This window comes from Polaromonas sp. P1_F1 (genome assembly GCF_056405795.1).
The window spans coordinates 392766-407135 of the sequence record NZ_JBFUBJ010000001.1 but is presented as its reverse complement, the minus strand read 5'-3'; the positions used below and the strand labels follow the sequence as shown (position 1 = coordinate 407135).

Below are 14370 nucleotides of genomic sequence, written 5' to 3'. Positions count from 1 at the left end.
TGCGTGTTACCCATGTTCAAAATTTTTGTTTCTGTCCTTGCCTTGCTGTTGTCGAGCGTGACACACGCCGCGGCCAACCCCGCGTCTTTTCCCTTTGATTCGAACCAGCTCGCGGGCCTTTGGGCCGAGAGCTACAACACCGAGCCCGCGTGCGCGCCCGGCAACCTCAAAATGCGCATGCAGCTCAGCCGGGATGGAACGGTTCTGGACATCACATACGATCGCAAATGGAAGACAGCGCTCGGGGAAACCGAAGGCTCACGCGCCACAGTGTTGTCTGCGGGCCCAACTACCCTGGTGATTCAATACGAGGGGGAGAAGCGTCTCAAGGAATCCGGCCGGCCACTCGAGTGGGAACTCACGGTCGTGGCGCCCGGTGTGTACCGCTGGCGCGAGACGGATTGGGAGCCCGGCCGCGTCAATATCGTGGTGGGCGTCCGATGCTCCCTGTGAGGCGGCTGACCCCATGGTGGGCCTCGCCGGTTGCCGGTCTTCATCTTTGTCAAACGCTGCGCTTTTAAAAAAAAGGAGCTCCCTTGTTCACACGAATTTCGCTAACCCGTCTGTATGTGGGCTCCGTCTACAAATTGGTCTTCATCGGCCTGGTTTTCTCCTTGTTGCCCCTCTGTGTGGTGTTTGGCGTTCTCGCTGGATTCGGTTTCAACACGGTGCAGTGGAACGGCCGGCAGGTATACGGAGTGATGGGCTTCGTGCTTGGGCCCGTCGTAGGCATTCTGATGACGGGGTTTCTCACGGCCGCTCTTGGTACCGCCTGTGTTTTCGGCCTCTGGCTTTTCTCGAAGTTCAGGCCGCTCTCGCTTTGGGCCAGGAACGTCACTCATCATGCCGATGAGTCGGCCTGATCTTCTCCAGGAAGACGGCTCGCTGCCTTTGCATCACACTTCGATGTGCATGTTCAACTGGTTCAACGCGCCTTGCTGCGGTTCATTGCGTTGTCGAATTCCTCACGCGAGAGAAAACCGTCCTTGTTGACGTCGGCCTCGTCAAAATGCCTGGAGACGCCTCGAAAGTTCGATGCCTCGTCGCGGCTGACCTTCCCATCGCCGGTTTTGTCCATGAACTTGAAGGCGCGCTCCAGGTCTTTGGGCTCGTAATAGGTGACTGTTGTCGGCGCCGGCGTGGAAGCGGGCGCGGCGGCGGGAGCGGGCGCTGCCATGGCCGGCTCAGCGGTCTGGGCTTGTGCCTGCGCGGCCAGCAAGGCTGCCGCGGTGGCCAGGGCCAGCAAGGAGACCGGCATCCAGATGCGGTGGTGGTTCAGGCTGGAAGGCGTATTGGTGGGGGTGTTGGTTGTCGCGTGCATGGGCTTCCTAAGGGAGTGTGGTCAGTCACCATTGGATGCTATCCCCGTACCCAATACCAGTGTTCTTGCAGGGTGTTGCGCCGGTTTACCTGCCGGCGGAGCGTGGATACATTTCTTTGCATGCGGAGTCCGGTGCACGTACACAAGGACACATTTTTCCCGCTGGGCCAGGGTTGACATGCCCCGGCGCCGCCACAAACATGGCAACTGAAAGGAGCCATCATCCAATCATGCTTGCCAACCGAAACGCCATGGCCACCATCGCCGTCAGGGACCTTGCGGCGGCGAAGAAATTTTATGGAAGCACGCTCGGCCTCACGCCGCTGGACACCGCCGAAGAGGGCGTGCTCACCTACCAGAGCGGCACCGCCACCGTGGTGGTGTATGTCTCGTCTTTCGCCGGCACCAACAAGGCCACATCCGCCACGTGGGGCGTGGGCGACGAATTCGACAACATCCTGAAGGCGCTCAAGGCCAAAGGCGTGGTGTTTGAACACTACGACATGCCCGGCATGACGCGGCAAGGCGATGCGCATGTCGCGGGCGACTTCAAAGGCGCCTGGTTCAAGGACCCGGACGGCAACATCCTGCATATTCTCAACCGCTGATCCAGCCGGCGCCTGCTTTCCGCCATGCCGGGGCTATGCCAGGGTGCCGGGAGGGCCACGGTGCTCCCGTTTCCTGACCGCTAAATTAGCCAGCCGGATGCCCGGCTTCTATCCGCCAAATCCGGCTGCGCTTGTAGGACACAGGCACCCCGCACCGCTCCTGCGGCGTGTTCATCATAAAAATGATCTCCAGAGCAATATGAACGCGCGCAACCAGCTATTGATTTGATAGCATCCGGGTTTGCGAACCAGACGAGCCTCATGAATTGATTCCGCTGATGACGCCGATCGACCTTCATTGAACCGGGGAGAAACTGCAGATGACACACAACATGGAAACCCGAAAGCGCTGGTGGGCACTGGTGGTGCTCTGCCTGGGCGTGCTGATGATCGTGCTCGACACCACCATCGTGAATGTGGCGCTGCCATCCATCCGCACAGACCTCGGCTTTACCGAGACCTCGCTCGTCTGGGTGGTGAACGCCTATATGCTGACCTTCGGCGGTTTTTTGCTGCTGGGCGGCCGGCTGGGCGATCTGTATGGCCAGCGCAGGTTGTTCCTGGCGGGGCTCACGCTGTTCACCGTGGCCTCGCTGGCCTGCGGCCTGGCCAATTCGCAGGTGCTGCTGGTGGTGGCCCGTGCGGTGCAGGGCCTGGGCGGCGCGGTGGTGTCGGCGATTTCGCTGTCGCTCATCATGAACCTCTTCACCGAACCGGCCGAGCGCGCCAAAGCCATGGGTGTCTACGGCTTTGTCTGTGCCGGCGGCGGCAGCATCGGTGTGCTGCTGGGCGGCGTGCTGACCGATTCGCTTAACTGGCACTGGATCTTTTTGGTCAACCTGCCCATAGGCGGCGCCGTGTTTGCGCTGTGCCTGTTCCTGCTGCCCGGCGGCAAGGGGCAGGCCACCGGCGCGCGGCTTGACGTGTGGGGCGCCGTCACCGTCACCACCGCGCTGATGCTGGCGGTCTACGGCATCGTCAACGGCAACGAAGCCGGTTGGCTGTCAGGCCAGACACTCGGTTTGCTGGGTGTTGCCGCAGTGCTGATGGCGATCTTCCTGGCCATCGAAGCCAAGGTCACGACACCGCTGGTCCCGCTGGGCCTTTTCCGCCTGCGCAACGTCGCTACCGCCAACGTGGTCGGCGTACTGTGGGCCGCGGCCATGTTTGCCTGGTTCTTTATTTCGGCGTTGTATATGCAACTGGTGCTGGGCTACAGCGCCCTGCAGGTCGGCCTGGGCTTTTTGCCCGCCAACCTGATCATGGCCGCGTTCTCGCTCGGCCTGTCGGCCAAAATCGTCATGCGTTTCGGCATACGCGCACCGCTGTCTGCCGGCCTGCTGCTGGCCGCCCTGGGCCTGGCCTTGTTCGCGCGTGCGCCGGTGGGCGGCGGCTTTGTGCTCGACGTGTTGCCCGGCATGCTGCTGCTGGGGCTGGGGGCCGGCATGGCCTTCAACCCGGTGTTGCTGGCCGCCATGAGCGACGTGGACCCAGCCGAGTCCGGTATTGCCTCGGGCGTGGTCAATACCTCCTTCATGATGGGCGGCGCGTTGGGGTTGGCGGTGCTGGCCAGCCTGGCGGCGGCGCGCACCGGTTCGCTGGCCGGTGCGGGTGCCGATGCCGTGGTGGCGCTCAATGGCGGCTACCAGCTGGCGTTTGTCATCGGTGCGGTGTTTGCGGCATGTGCAGCCTTGCTGGCTGCCGTGCTGCTTCGCACGGGCGCTGCAGTGCCGGGTGCGCACCCGGCGACGGAAGCCGGCGGCTAGCCACGGCTGGTTTATGCATCAAACTGGCCTTCAGCCCAATAGGAATAAGCGCAAGCAGCTATTAATTTGGTAGCGAATTGACAGGGACGGCGGCGTGGGTCTGCCGCCCACAGAGTGGTCAGTAAACCCCGAACAGGGCGCGAATCTCGTCGCCGGCGGTGCGCCCGTGTTTCTGGCTTTTGTACTTGTCGCCGATGTCGGCGCACTTTTCCATGATCAGCAGGGTGAACTCCTGCAGCTCCGGCGTCAGCGCGTCGCCTTCCGTCATGGCACCGGCCAGCTTGGCCAGGTTCACGAGCTGGCGGTCGCTGATGGAGCCGATGGAAAAGTCTGAAGGCTTGAAATCCGGTGGAAGTGACATGGCGTGCACCTGGAGCTGGAGATGTCAGCCGGTGTCAGAAAGTGGACTGCCTGCGTGACGGGTTTTGTCCTACAGGGTACCCCAGACATTTTGTCCTAGCATTCGTTTTTTCCCTAGGAGATGCATCATGGCTGATGACACAACCAAAACCGGCGCGGACCGCAGGTTCATCGCCTTGGGGCAGGACTATGAGGTTCGCGACTGGACCAAAACCCTGGGTTGCACCGAGCAGCAACTGCGCGACGCCGTCAAGGCTGTCGGCAATTCAGCCTCCGCCGTGCGCCAGTACCTGGGTAAAAAATAGCGCCATCTCAAGGGGCGGCGGTTGGCGCCTTTCCCATCGTCATTGCGCGTGGTTCGCGCCGGTACAAGCATGAAAGAAGGCACAGCATGGCAAAAAGCAGCATTGCGGGTGGCAGCATTCCGCCCGAACAGTGGATGCGCGGAAAAGACACACAGTCGCTCGGCCCGGGCGACAGTTCAGACACCGGCAGCGACACGCTAGGTGCCTACAGCGACGAAGAGCTGGCCAGCGACAGCGACGCTGCCGGCACCGGCGAGCGTGCCGGTGTCATCGGCGATGAGCGGCCTGATGCCGACATCCTGCCTGACCGGACAATGGACGAGGCCGACTTCCTGGAAGAAGGGGAAGTCGTCGGCGATGAAGACCCGGAAGCAGAAGATGAAGAGGGCGAAGGCATCTTGGCCGCAGGCGGAGCAGAGGAAATTGCCGGCGTCGTGGCCGATGAAGATGAAGAAGATGAAACGGATGAAGAAGACGACGAATACGGGGAAGGTGAAGACGGCGATGCAACAGTCCGAGGAGGTGGCGCATGACGATCACAGGAAGCTGCCATTGCGGCAAAAACGCCTTTCGCATTGACGGCGAAATCCCCGCGCAGCTGACGCGCTGCACCTGCTCGTTTTGCGCCAGGCGCGGTGCGCTGCTGGCGTACTACACACCCGGGCAGTTCCATGTCACCACGCCCACGGATGGCGACGCCATCTACCGCTGGCAGACCAAGCTGGTAGACCACCACTTCTGCGCCGAATGCGGCGTGTCCACCTATTCAGACAGCCCCGCATTCGAGATGGACGGCAGCTGGGACGGCACCACCCGCCGCATCGGCGTCAATGCCCGCCTCTTTGACGGGTTTGACGCGGCCGAAGCACCTGTGACGGTGATCGACGGCAAGAACCTCTGGTAGTTGAGCCCAAGCCGCAAGCCGTTGACATCCTCTTTTGATCGCCTTAATATAGCCAAACAGCTATATAAACGATTGGCCATGTAATGACCCCAGACACCCTCAACAAGGCGTTCGCCGCCCTCGCGGACCCGACCCGCCGCGCCATCGTCGCCCGGCTTGCTTCCGGCGAAGCCACGGTCAATGAACTTGCGGCACCCTTCGACATGACGCAGCCTTCCATTTCGAAACACCTGAAGGTGCTGGAGCGGGCAGGCTTGATCTCTCGCGGACGAGCGGCGCAAACCAGGCCGTGCCGCCTGGAGGCCGCACCCCTGAAAGAAGTCGCCAGCTGGATGGCGCTGTACCGCAATGTCTGGGAAGACAGCTTCGACAGGCTCGATGCGTTTTTGCAGCCGGACACATCCACGTCATCAGCCCAGTCAACTCAGTCAACCCCCAAAAAAGGAAAGAAACATGCCCGCAAATGACGTCAAGGCAGCCATGGCTTCCCCGTTCCTGATCGACCGCGTGTTCAAGGCCCCGCGTGAGCGCGTATGGAAAGCGTGGAGCGAGGCCGGCAGCATCCAGCAATGGTGGGGGCCCAAGGGCTGCTCCATCGACCTGCTGCGTTTCGAGTTCAGGCCCGGCGGGTTTTTTCACTACGCCATGAAGTTTCCGGGCGCACCCACGATGTGGGGCCGGTTCAATTACCGTGAAATCGCCGCGGGTGAACGCATCGTGTGGCTGAACTCGTTTGCCAACGAACACTGCGGCATTGCGCGCGCGCCATTCAGCGAAGCCTGCCCCCTGGAAATTGAGAACACCGTGACCTTCGCCGAGAAAAACGGAAGCACCGTCGTGTCATTGCGCGCGCGACCCTTTGGTGAGCTTGCGGCTGAACGCCAGTATTTCGAAGAGCTCAAGCCGTCGCTCACGCAAGGCTACGGCGGCACCCTCGACCAGCTCGCCGCCCATCTGGGCGCTTGAGCAGCGCGTGGGCCTAGAAGTGCGGCGGCAGCTCGTCGCGCAGGCTGCGGCCCACCGTCACGTCGCCGTCGCGCACCGGGCCGGCTTTCAGTTCTGCCACCTCGCGCACCAGCGCATCAATTTGCTGCTGCTGCCGCACGATGACCTTGTCGAGCTGGTCCAGCAGGTCTTCGGTAAAGCTGGCCTTGATCTCCAGCGCCGTCAGGCGCTGGTCGGTTTGGGGTGTGTCGTTCGTCGGTTCCATGCCTGTATTGGACATGAAGCTGCGCGGGGCAGGGGCGCCCACGCATTCCAGCGGCCTCCACAGCAATTATTTACGCATCATTTTGGCCTGCAGCCCTTTATGTTTGGGCGCGATCAGCTATGTTATTGATAGCAGTTCGGGTGATGAAGCTGTCAGGTTTCGCTGGCGCCGCCGCCTGCGCGTTGCTTCGATACGATTTGTGGGAATAAGAGCCTTGTCTTTCCCGCACCGCCTGCCTAAGCTCGCCTGAGTCTTTGCAGGGCGTCGCGTTTCATGGCAACGCAGCAGCCGTCTTCAAAGCCCATGCGGTAGCTGTGTTGTTTGCCCAAGGAGGCGAGATATGACCGAGCCAGGCACTGGAAACCCCGTCACACCGGAACAGGCGCAGGTACAGGCGCAGGAGGGGGCGCAAGAAGAAGAGCGCAAGGCCATCGATTTCCGGCGGAGTTTTATTTATGCCAGCGGCACGGCGCCCCAGGAGTTGTGGGGCCTGGCCTTGTCGGGCGGCGGCATTCGCAGCGCCACCTTTTGCCTTGGCGTGTTGCAGGCATTGGCAAAAGCCGGGTTCAACCTCCCGGGAGAAAGCGGGCCCGAAAGCAGCCCCAAAGACCGGCAAAAGCCCTGGCCACTGCTTGCCCGTTTTGACTTTCTCTCCACCGTCAGCGGGGGCGGGTACACCGGCAGTTTTTTCTCGGCCCTGTTTCGCCCCCGCGATCCCCTCACGCCTGCGGCGCCCCATACACCTCCTGCGCCGCCCGCGCCCGAAGTGCTGGCCACCGAGGCCTACGAAGCACTCGCGACCGACCCACCCGGCAGGCTGAGCAAGGTCCAGACCGCGCTCACCCAGATGCCCGACCGCCCCTTGCGCTGGCTGCGTGAAAACGGGCGTTACCTGGCACCGAACAACACCGGTGACTTTCTCTACGACATCGCCATTGCCATCCGCAACCTGTGCGCGGTGCATTACGTGATCGGCGTGACCTTGCTGACCATCTTCCTTTTGATGTTTGCCCTGCGTTACGGCAGCCTGCAGATTCCCTGGGAGGGGTTTCATGCGCTGGGGCTTACGCTGGAATCCATGATGCAGCCCAGGCCTCCGCTGAAGGGTGGAGACATCTGGTTCAGCCCGTGGTTTGGGGTGCTGGGCATCTGGCTCGTGCTTGCGGTCATACCGTGCGGCGCGGCCTACTGGCTCGACCAGGACACCTCGCCTTCCGGCGCCGGTACAGCCGGCGCAAGGAAAGCGCCGCTGCCGGCCATCCCCGCCCCAGCGCTTGCGGCCGCCGGCTTGCTGGCCGCGGGTGTGCTGGCTGCCTGTGTCTTCTGGAGCCGGGTAGCGCCGCCGGCCGCCGGCGCCGGGTCACTGCTTGAGGCTGTTCCGGTGCCCGTTTTGCTGCTGGTGCTGATCGATGTCATCCTGGCTTTTTCTTTGGGCGTGTTCTTTGTGGCGAAGTACCTTCCGCAGCAATCACCCGGGCTGTTTCGCAACCGCATCACACGGTGGCTTTCGCGGGTATTGACGTACTCATTCATCATTGCCGTGCTGGCGCTGATTGAAACCGCGGGGCAAACGCTGTATCTCTGGCTGGCGACAAGCCAGTCAACACCGCTCACTGTTTTCAGCGTGGCCGGCGTGGTCGCAGCCCTGGTGGCGGCCGTGAAGCAGTTTGCGCCGGTGCTGGCCCAGCCCGGAAAAGACGGTTTGCTCAGCAGGCTGCCGCTCAACACCCTGCTTGGCGCCGTCGGGTTGGCGCTGGCCCTGCTGCTGGCCGTGGCCTGGAACTGCGCGGCCGCGGCCCTGCTGTTTGGCATGCAGCCGCCGCTGCCGGGGCTTGGGCAGCTGATGATCGAATCCATGTTCACCACGGTCCGTTTTGGCGCGGACTCATCATGGGTCTGGCAATACTTCTACCCCGTCATCTCCATTGTTTTTTGCCTCCTGGCTGTGGCGGTAGCGGGCTACTTTCTGGGGTTCATCAATTTGTCGAGCCTGCAGGTGATGTACGGTGCGCGCCTCACGCGTGCCTACCTGGGGGCGTCCAACAAGGCACGGTTTGAATCGGAACGGCCCAAGATGGACGTGACCGAAGCCGATGCAAGCGACGACTTCACGCGCGAGGCCTACTACCGCAACGACCACCTGGGCCCGGCCCACCTCATCAACGTGACCATCAATGCCACCACGGGCACCGGCGACCAGCTCACCCAGCGGGACAGGCAGGGCCTGCCGCTGGCAGTCACACCCGCGGGCATCACCGTGGACGGCCGGCTCTGGAATGCAAAGACCGGCAATTTTGCAGGCACGCAGGCCAAAGCCGCCAGGCGGGCGCCGCCCGAGCTGTCCATCGGCCAATGGGTGGGCGTGTCGGGCGCGGCATTTTCGACAGGGCTGGGCCGCGGCACCTCGCTGGGGCAGGCCATGCTTTTCACCATCACCAACATACGCCTGGGCTGGTGGTGGGACTCCGGCAAAAAGGACACCAAAACACCTTTTTTTCTATGGCGCAACCAGAGCTATCTGCAGTGCGAATTGCGGGCCCGCTTCCTGGGCACGGACGGCTCGCACTGGTACCTGAGCGACGGCGGGCACTTTGAGAACACCGGTGTCTTCGAGCTGTTGCGCAGGCGGGTGGATTTCATCGTCTGCTGCGATTGCGGCGCAGACCCGAACTACAGCTTTGAAGACCTTGCCAACCTGATGCGCCTGGCACGCATTGATTTCGGTGCCGAGTTTGAATGTGTCGGGCCGAGCGCGGTTCCCCGGCTTGCACCCAATGCCGCCACACTGGCGCCTTATTTCGCCCGCGACGAATCTGAACTGCGCCCGGCAACCGATCCGCTGGCGCCGCTCGACGAAAAGTGCGCGCTGCTCTACCGCGTGCGCTATGCCAGCAGCCAGCCGGGCAAGCCCTCTGAAAGTATCTTGCTGGTGCTCAAGCCGCGTTTGATCAAGGGCGCGCCCCTTGACCTGTTTGAATACCAGACCAAAAAGCCGTCGTTCCCGCAGCAAACCACGTTTGACCAGTTCTTTGACGAAGCGCAGTGGGAAAGCTACCGGAAGCTGGGCGTGCTGATCGGCTCCCGCATATTCAGGTAGTGCGTGTGGTGCCTGGCCGGGCCGATTTGGCATCATTTTGGCCTGCAGCCCTTTATGAACGGGCGCAAGCAGCTACGTTATTGATAGCAATCGAGGGGAAGGCAACAACCGTCATGCTCGCCATGTCGATCACCAGGCGGTACCTCGGCTAATGGGCTTCAGCGTGGGTTGACGCATACCGCTCCAGCAGCGCATACAGCACCAGCCCGCCCGCCAGCGGCAACAGGTAGTAAAGCGCGCGGTAGGCCAGCACCGCGCCCATCAGTGCCCCCTGGCGCACGCTGCCCGACAGCAGCGCCAGGTAGACCGCCTCCAGCACACCCAGCCCGCCGGGGATCGGCATGATCACCCCCACGATGGACGCCGCCATCAGCACGCCCAGCACCGTGGTGTAGGGCACTTGCTGGCCCAGCAGCAAATACATGGCCGCGCCCATCAGTGCCCAGTTGCTGGCCGAAATTCCGAGCTGCACCAGGGCCAGCTGCGCCGAAGGCAGATTCAGCCGCCGCCCGCGCACCCGCCACGCGTGCCCGCGCGCCAACGCGCACGCCACCACGTAGCCCAGTGCAATCAGCACCATCACCACGCCCAGCAGGCGCAGCGCCGCGGCGCCAATGTGCGCCTGGCTGGGCGGCGCAATGGCGCCGGCGGCAAAGAGGCTCCCCGCCACCAACCCATAGCCCAGCCAGTTGGTCGCAAGGCTCAGGCCCACGATCTGCGCAATGGTGGCTTCGTCCAGCCCCGCCCGCGCATACAGCCGCGCCCGCAGCGCAACCCCGCCGACCAGCGAGCCCAGGTTCAGGTTAAAGGCATAGCTGGTGACCGCAATGGCCCAGGTCTGCAGGCGCGGCAGCTTGTGGCGCGTGTGCTGCCGGCCAATCAGGTCAAAGCAGCCATACAGCGCATGGCTGGCCGTGGCCAGGCCCAGCACGGCAAGCAGCAAAAGAGGCGAGTAGCGCCGCAGCGTCTGCCAGGCGCCTTCCCAGTCCACCTTGTGGGCATGGGAAACCAGCAAACCCAGGACGACGATGCCCAGCGCAGGAAACACCCAGCGGCGGATGCGCGGCCACAGCGACGTTGCGGCTGCCGGGGACGTGCTGTCGGGAAGGTGAGCCGCAGTGCTGGGCATGATCAGTGCATTTTCAGCAAGGCGCAAAGCGAACTCCAGCCAGGCTGGCGCTGATTTTTGTAGGCGAAAACCGACGGCGGCCCACCACGCCGCAGCGCCGCCCCTTCAGCGCTCCAGCTCAAGGCCTGCGGGATGCAGGCGGTTCCATGGCGTTGCCTTCTCAAACGCAAACGCCGCGCGCAATATCGTGGGTTCGGCAAACGGGCGCCCGATCACCTGAATGGAAACCGGAAGGCCGTTGGCCGAAAGCCCTGCCGGAACGGCCACCGAACACAAATCAAGCAGGTTCACAAAGCGCCCGAAGCGCGACAGTGGCGTGGCGAGTTCATCGACCTCGCTGACGGGAATGGCGGTAATGGCGTTGGTCGGAAATACACAAACATCCACGCCGTCCATGGCCTCCAGCATCGCGGCTTTCGCAGACTCGCGGTCGCGCAGCAGGCTGATGTACTGGGCGGCCCCGATGTCCCGGCCCAGCATGATCCGCCGCTTGATGTTCGGGTCAAACTCCAGCTCACTGCGCTCAAAAAGCGTGCCGAGATTGGCATAGCCTTCGGCGCTCATCAGGCTGCCTGCAATGCGCATGGATTGCGCCAGGCTTTGCGGAAGCGGCTTGTCCACCAGGGTCATGCCGAGCCCGGTGAATACGGAAAGAGACCTGTCATAAGCCTTCAGCACTTCCGGGTCCACGTCTTCGCGTTCAGCTTTTGGCAGGGTCCAGACCCGCATTCCCCTGACATCTTTTTCAATCTCTTTTGAAACCGAACGCGAGGGCGAAAAGCGGGATGCCGCGTCCTGCGGGTCGGGCCCCGCCAGCACGTCCAGCAGCGTTGCGCAATCCTTCACGGTCCGCGTGATGGGCCCCACCGTGTCATGCGTGGGGCACAGGTCAATCAGGCCGTAGCGGCTGATCAGACCATGTGTCGTTTTCAGCCCCACCAGCCCGCAGAGCCCGGCCGGAATGCGAACGGAGCCGCCGGTGTCCGTGCCCAGCGCTGCGCTGGCCATGCCCGCCGAAACCGCCACGGCCGAGCCGCTGCTGGAGCCGCCGGGCACACGGTGGGTTTCAAGGTCCCAGGGGTTCCAGGGTGTGCCCATGGAAGTATTGGTTCCCCAGCCGCCAAAGGCAAATTCCACCGTGTGTGTTTTCCCCAGCACGATGGCGCCGGCTGCCCTCAACCGGTCGACCACCGTCGCTGTGACGGTGGAGGTGCGCGGCGGGAGCGATCTGGAACCCGCGGTGATGGCGTGGCCTTTAATTTCAAAAAGGTCTTTGACGGCAATGGTCACACCATGCAGCGGGCCCACCGTGAAGCCGGCCTGCCTGAGCTTGTCCAGGCCGCGGGCGGCCTGCAAGGCTTCATCTGCATAGAGGTCTACATAGGCGTGCAGCTTGGCGTCAAAGGCGTCTATGCGCGAGAGCTGGTTTTCGACCAGTGTTTCGCTGTTGGTCTCTCCGCTGGCAAGCGCTTCGAGCGTCTGCTCCATGGAGGCGTAGGCAAGCGATGTGTTGAGAGAGGAATTGGCGATGGAGGTCATGCAGCACCCATGACCCGCCGGCCGCGCGAGAGGCGCTTTTCAAGCGCGCGCGAAAGCATTGACAAGGGAAAGGCAATGGCAAAGTAAAAGGCGCCCACCAGCAGGAATATGTGCAGGGGCAGGAAGAACTCGCTGGACATGGCCCGCGCCGTCAGCATGAGTTCGTCCGTGGCGATCAATGCGCACAGCGAGCTGTCTTTTAACAGCGCCACATAGGTGTTCAGCAAGGGTGGCAGCATGACGCGCAGCGCCTGGGGAAACACCACATGCATAAACACCTGGTGCGGCGCCAGGCCAACGGCCAGGGCTGCTTCGCGCTGCCCGCGGTGAATCGACTGCAGGCCTCCGCGCAAAATCTCGGCAACATACGCCGCGCCGTGCAGGCCCAACCCGATCACCCCGGCCCAGAAGCCCGGCAGCGTAAGCCCGAGCGGCGGCAACGCAAAGTAGAGTGCCAGCAGCAGCGCGAGCAAGGGCACGGTGCGCACGAACTGAATGAAGAAGTTGGCGGCAAAGCGCAGGGCCGGCCGGCCGCTGCGGATCATGGCCGCCAGGGCCGCGCCCAGAAGCAGGGCCATCACAAAGCCCGCAGATGACAGCTTTGCCGTTACTTTGGCCGCCTCTGCAAGGCGGGGAGCCCAGTCGGGCCAGTATTGCAGGAAGACCGCAAAAAAACTGTTCATCGCTTGTTCTCCATGCGGCTTTCGGCCTTGGCAAATCCCCAACTGACCGGCAGCACCATGGCCGCGTACAACAGCATGGCGGCAAGGTAGATCAAAGTGGTTTCAAAGGTAGAGGTCACCAGGTTCCTGGCAAAAAACATGATTTCCGGCGCGGCAATCGCAGAGGCAATAGACGTGTCTTTGAGCAGCTGGCTGGTGTAGTTGCCGAGGGATAGCCACGTCACCCGCAGCATTTGTGGAAGAAGAATATGAATCAGCGCCTGCCGCGGTGTCATTCCGACGGAAAGGGCGGCCTCGCGCTGGCCGGCATGAAGGCACTTGAGCCCGGCGACAAATACATCGCACAACACCGCTGCGCCAACCAGCCCCAGGCCCAAAATCGCCGCCACCAGCGGCGAGAGCCGTATGCCCACCGCCGCCAGCCCGAAATAGATCACAAAGAGGTGTGCCAATGCCGGAACGTTGCGCATCCATTCGATGTAGGCGGCAATGGCCAGCTTCAGCAAACGAAAGCGCGCGAATGTGACTGTCACCGCCAGCAGCATTCCGCCTGCCAGCGCAATGACGAAAGCACCCAGGGCCACCACCGCGGCGGTGACCGCGCCACCCACCAGCACAGCGAGGATGCCCCCGAAAATTCCAAGCTGTTCCATCACCTGGCCAGCCCCGGGTTGTCCGCCACCTGGCCGAGAAAGCTGCGGGTGCGTTCCAGCTGCGGGTTGTTGATGACGTCCAGAGCGGGGCCCTGCTCAACAATGTGGCCGCCGTCCATGAAGATCACGCGGTCGGCCACGTCCCTGGCAAAGCGGATTTCGTGCGTGACCAGAATCATCGAGCGGCCTTCTTCGGCCAGCTCACGAATTACCGTCAGCACCTCGCCGACCAGCTCAGGGTCAAGCGCAGAAGTCGGTTCGTCAAAAAGAATGAGCTTGGGTTGCTGGGCCAGGGCCCTGGCAATGGCCACGCGCTGCTGTTGCCCTCCGGACAAACGCTCCGGGTATTCATTCGCCTTGCTGGAAAGGTGAACCTTCTCCAGCATGGCGTCGGCCAGCTCATAGGCTTCGGGCTTCGACATGCCGCCGGCCTTGATGGAGCCCAGGGCGACGTTGTCGCGAACGTTCAGGTGCGGCCACAAATAAAACAACTGGAACACCATGCCGATCTCGCGGCGCTGCGGCGCGAGTTCGCGGTCATTCATGAAGCGGAACCCGCCGTGCCGGGTTGGCACCTGGCCTATCCGTTCACCGTCAAGCACGATGGCGCCTTCGCCTGGTTGTTCCAGAAAATTCAGGCAGCGCAGGCAGGTCGACTTTCCGGAGCCGCTGGGCCCGATCAGCGAAAGGGTTTCGCCTTTACGCAGGTCAAAGGAAATTCCCTTGAGCACTTCGAGCGGGCCGTAGCTTTTTTTCAGCCCGTCGACTTTTAACAGTGTGTTGTTCATTGGGTTC

General features: G+C 62.6%; 18 protein-coding genes. 10 read left to right on the top strand and 8 right to left on the bottom strand.

Annotated elements, in window-relative coordinates; genetic code table 11:
* The first annotated feature begins 12 nt into the window (after positions 1–12).
* Positions 13–453 (top strand): hypothetical protein, encoded by a 441-nt coding sequence (locus AC1DZE_RS02010; RefSeq protein WP_477668196.1) that lies wholly within the window; start codon positions 13–15, stop codon positions 451–453.
* An 83-nt stretch (positions 454–536) separates the two neighbouring features.
* Entirely contained in the window at positions 537–863 is a 327-nt protein-coding gene (locus AC1DZE_RS02005) for a hypothetical protein (RefSeq protein ID WP_477672369.1), read from the top strand.
* A 62-nt stretch (positions 864–925) separates the two neighbouring features.
* Here the strand turns inward: AC1DZE_RS02005 and AC1DZE_RS02000 are convergent, their stop codons facing one another.
* A complete protein-coding gene (locus AC1DZE_RS02000) occupies positions 926–1321 on the bottom strand; it encodes an EF-hand domain-containing protein (RefSeq protein WP_477668194.1) in 396 nt (131 codons plus the stop codon).
* Between the two features lie 230 nt (positions 1322–1551).
* Between AC1DZE_RS02000 and AC1DZE_RS01995 the strand changes: the two genes are divergently transcribed.
* Together AC1DZE_RS01995 and AC1DZE_RS01990 are read left to right on the top strand one after the other, a co-directional pair.
* A complete protein-coding gene (locus AC1DZE_RS01995; protein WP_477672368.1) occupies positions 1552–1929 on the top strand; it encodes a VOC family protein in 378 nt (125 codons plus the stop codon).
* Between the two features lie 320 nt (positions 1930–2249).
* A complete protein-coding gene (locus AC1DZE_RS01990) occupies positions 2250–3695 on the top strand; it encodes a DHA2 family efflux MFS transporter permease subunit (protein ID WP_477668192.1) in 1446 nt (481 codons plus the stop codon).
* Between the two features lie 118 nt (positions 3696–3813).
* Here the strand turns inward: AC1DZE_RS01990 and AC1DZE_RS01985 are convergent, their stop codons facing one another.
* The gene (locus AC1DZE_RS01985) at positions 3814–4056 is read right to left on the bottom strand and encodes a hypothetical protein (protein ID WP_477648985.1); all 243 of its coding nucleotides are present in this window, start codon (positions 4054–4056) and stop codon (positions 3814–3816) included.
* Between the two features lie 127 nt (positions 4057–4183).
* Here AC1DZE_RS01985 and AC1DZE_RS01980 point away from each other — a divergent pair, with 127 nt between their 5' ends.
* The 5 genes from AC1DZE_RS01980 to AC1DZE_RS01960 all read left to right on the top strand — a co-directional run bounded on the left by AC1DZE_RS01980 (position 4184) and on the right by AC1DZE_RS01960 (position 6230).
* Positions 4184–4360 carry a DUF3606 domain-containing protein gene (locus tag AC1DZE_RS01980; RefSeq protein WP_477699733.1) on the top strand — a complete coding sequence of 59 codons (177 nt, stop codon included), beginning with the start codon at positions 4184–4186 and terminating at the stop codon, positions 4358–4360.
* Between the two features lie 86 nt (positions 4361–4446).
* Positions 4447–4893, top strand: a complete 447-nt coding sequence (locus tag AC1DZE_RS01975; RefSeq protein ID WP_477668190.1) for a hypothetical protein — start codon at positions 4447–4449, stop codon at positions 4891–4893.
* Positions 4890–5264 (top strand): GFA family protein, encoded by a 375-nt coding sequence (locus AC1DZE_RS01970; RefSeq protein ID WP_477668189.1) that lies wholly within the window; start codon positions 4890–4892, stop codon positions 5262–5264. Before AC1DZE_RS01975 ends, AC1DZE_RS01970 begins: the two co-directional genes overlap by 4 nt.
* An 83-nt stretch (positions 5265–5347) precedes the next feature.
* On the top strand, positions 5348–5731 hold the full coding sequence (locus AC1DZE_RS01965; RefSeq protein WP_477668188.1) for an ArsR/SmtB family transcription factor: 384 nt from the start codon (positions 5348–5350) through the stop codon (positions 5729–5731).
* Positions 5718–6230 carry an SRPBCC family protein gene (locus tag AC1DZE_RS01960; protein ID WP_477672366.1) on the top strand — a complete coding sequence of 171 codons (513 nt, stop codon included), beginning with the start codon at positions 5718–5720 and terminating at the stop codon, positions 6228–6230. The genes AC1DZE_RS01965 and AC1DZE_RS01960 overlap by 14 nt, the downstream gene beginning before the upstream one ends.
* Positions 6231–6243: 13 nt before the next feature.
* Here AC1DZE_RS01960 and AC1DZE_RS01955 read toward each other — a convergent pair whose 3' ends face one another.
* Positions 6244–6474 (bottom strand): SlyX family protein, encoded by a 231-nt coding sequence (locus AC1DZE_RS01955; RefSeq protein WP_457282270.1) that lies wholly within the window; start codon positions 6472–6474, stop codon positions 6244–6246.
* Positions 6475–6814: 340 nt separating this feature from the next.
* On the opposite strand from AC1DZE_RS01955, the gene AC1DZE_RS01950 reads away from it, so the two are divergent.
* Positions 6815–9571 carry a hypothetical protein gene (locus AC1DZE_RS01950; RefSeq protein ID WP_477672365.1) on the top strand — a complete coding sequence of 919 codons (2757 nt, stop codon included), beginning with the start codon at positions 6815–6817 and terminating at the stop codon, positions 9569–9571.
* Positions 9572–9719: 148 nt separating this feature from the next.
* Here the strand turns inward: AC1DZE_RS01950 and AC1DZE_RS01945 are convergent, their stop codons facing one another.
* The 5 genes from AC1DZE_RS01945 to AC1DZE_RS01925 all read right to left on the bottom strand — a co-directional run bounded on the left by AC1DZE_RS01945 (position 9720) and on the right by AC1DZE_RS01925 (position 14363).
* Positions 9720–10700: a lysylphosphatidylglycerol synthase domain-containing protein gene (locus AC1DZE_RS01945; RefSeq protein WP_477699732.1), complete on the bottom strand. Its 981-nt coding sequence runs from the start codon at positions 10698–10700 to the stop codon at positions 9720–9722.
* Positions 10701–10805: 105 nt separating this feature from the next.
* On the bottom strand, positions 10806–12239 hold the full coding sequence (locus AC1DZE_RS01940) for an amidase (protein ID WP_477672270.1): 1434 nt from the start codon (positions 12237–12239) through the stop codon (positions 10806–10808).
* Positions 12236–12922: an amino acid ABC transporter permease gene (locus tag AC1DZE_RS01935; RefSeq protein ID WP_477668183.1), complete on the bottom strand. Its 687-nt coding sequence runs from the start codon at positions 12920–12922 to the stop codon at positions 12236–12238. The genes AC1DZE_RS01940 and AC1DZE_RS01935 overlap by 4 nt, the downstream gene beginning before the upstream one ends.
* Positions 12919–13575, bottom strand: coding sequence for an amino acid ABC transporter permease (locus tag AC1DZE_RS01930; RefSeq protein ID WP_477699731.1), 657 nt, complete (start codon positions 13573–13575; stop codon positions 12919–12921). The genes AC1DZE_RS01935 and AC1DZE_RS01930 overlap by 4 nt, the downstream gene beginning before the upstream one ends.
* On the bottom strand, positions 13575–14363 hold the full coding sequence (locus AC1DZE_RS01925) for an amino acid ABC transporter ATP-binding protein (RefSeq protein WP_477699730.1): 789 nt from the start codon (positions 14361–14363) through the stop codon (positions 13575–13577). The genes AC1DZE_RS01930 and AC1DZE_RS01925 overlap by 1 nt, the downstream gene beginning before the upstream one ends.
* Between the last annotated feature and the right edge of the window lie 7 nt (positions 14364–14370).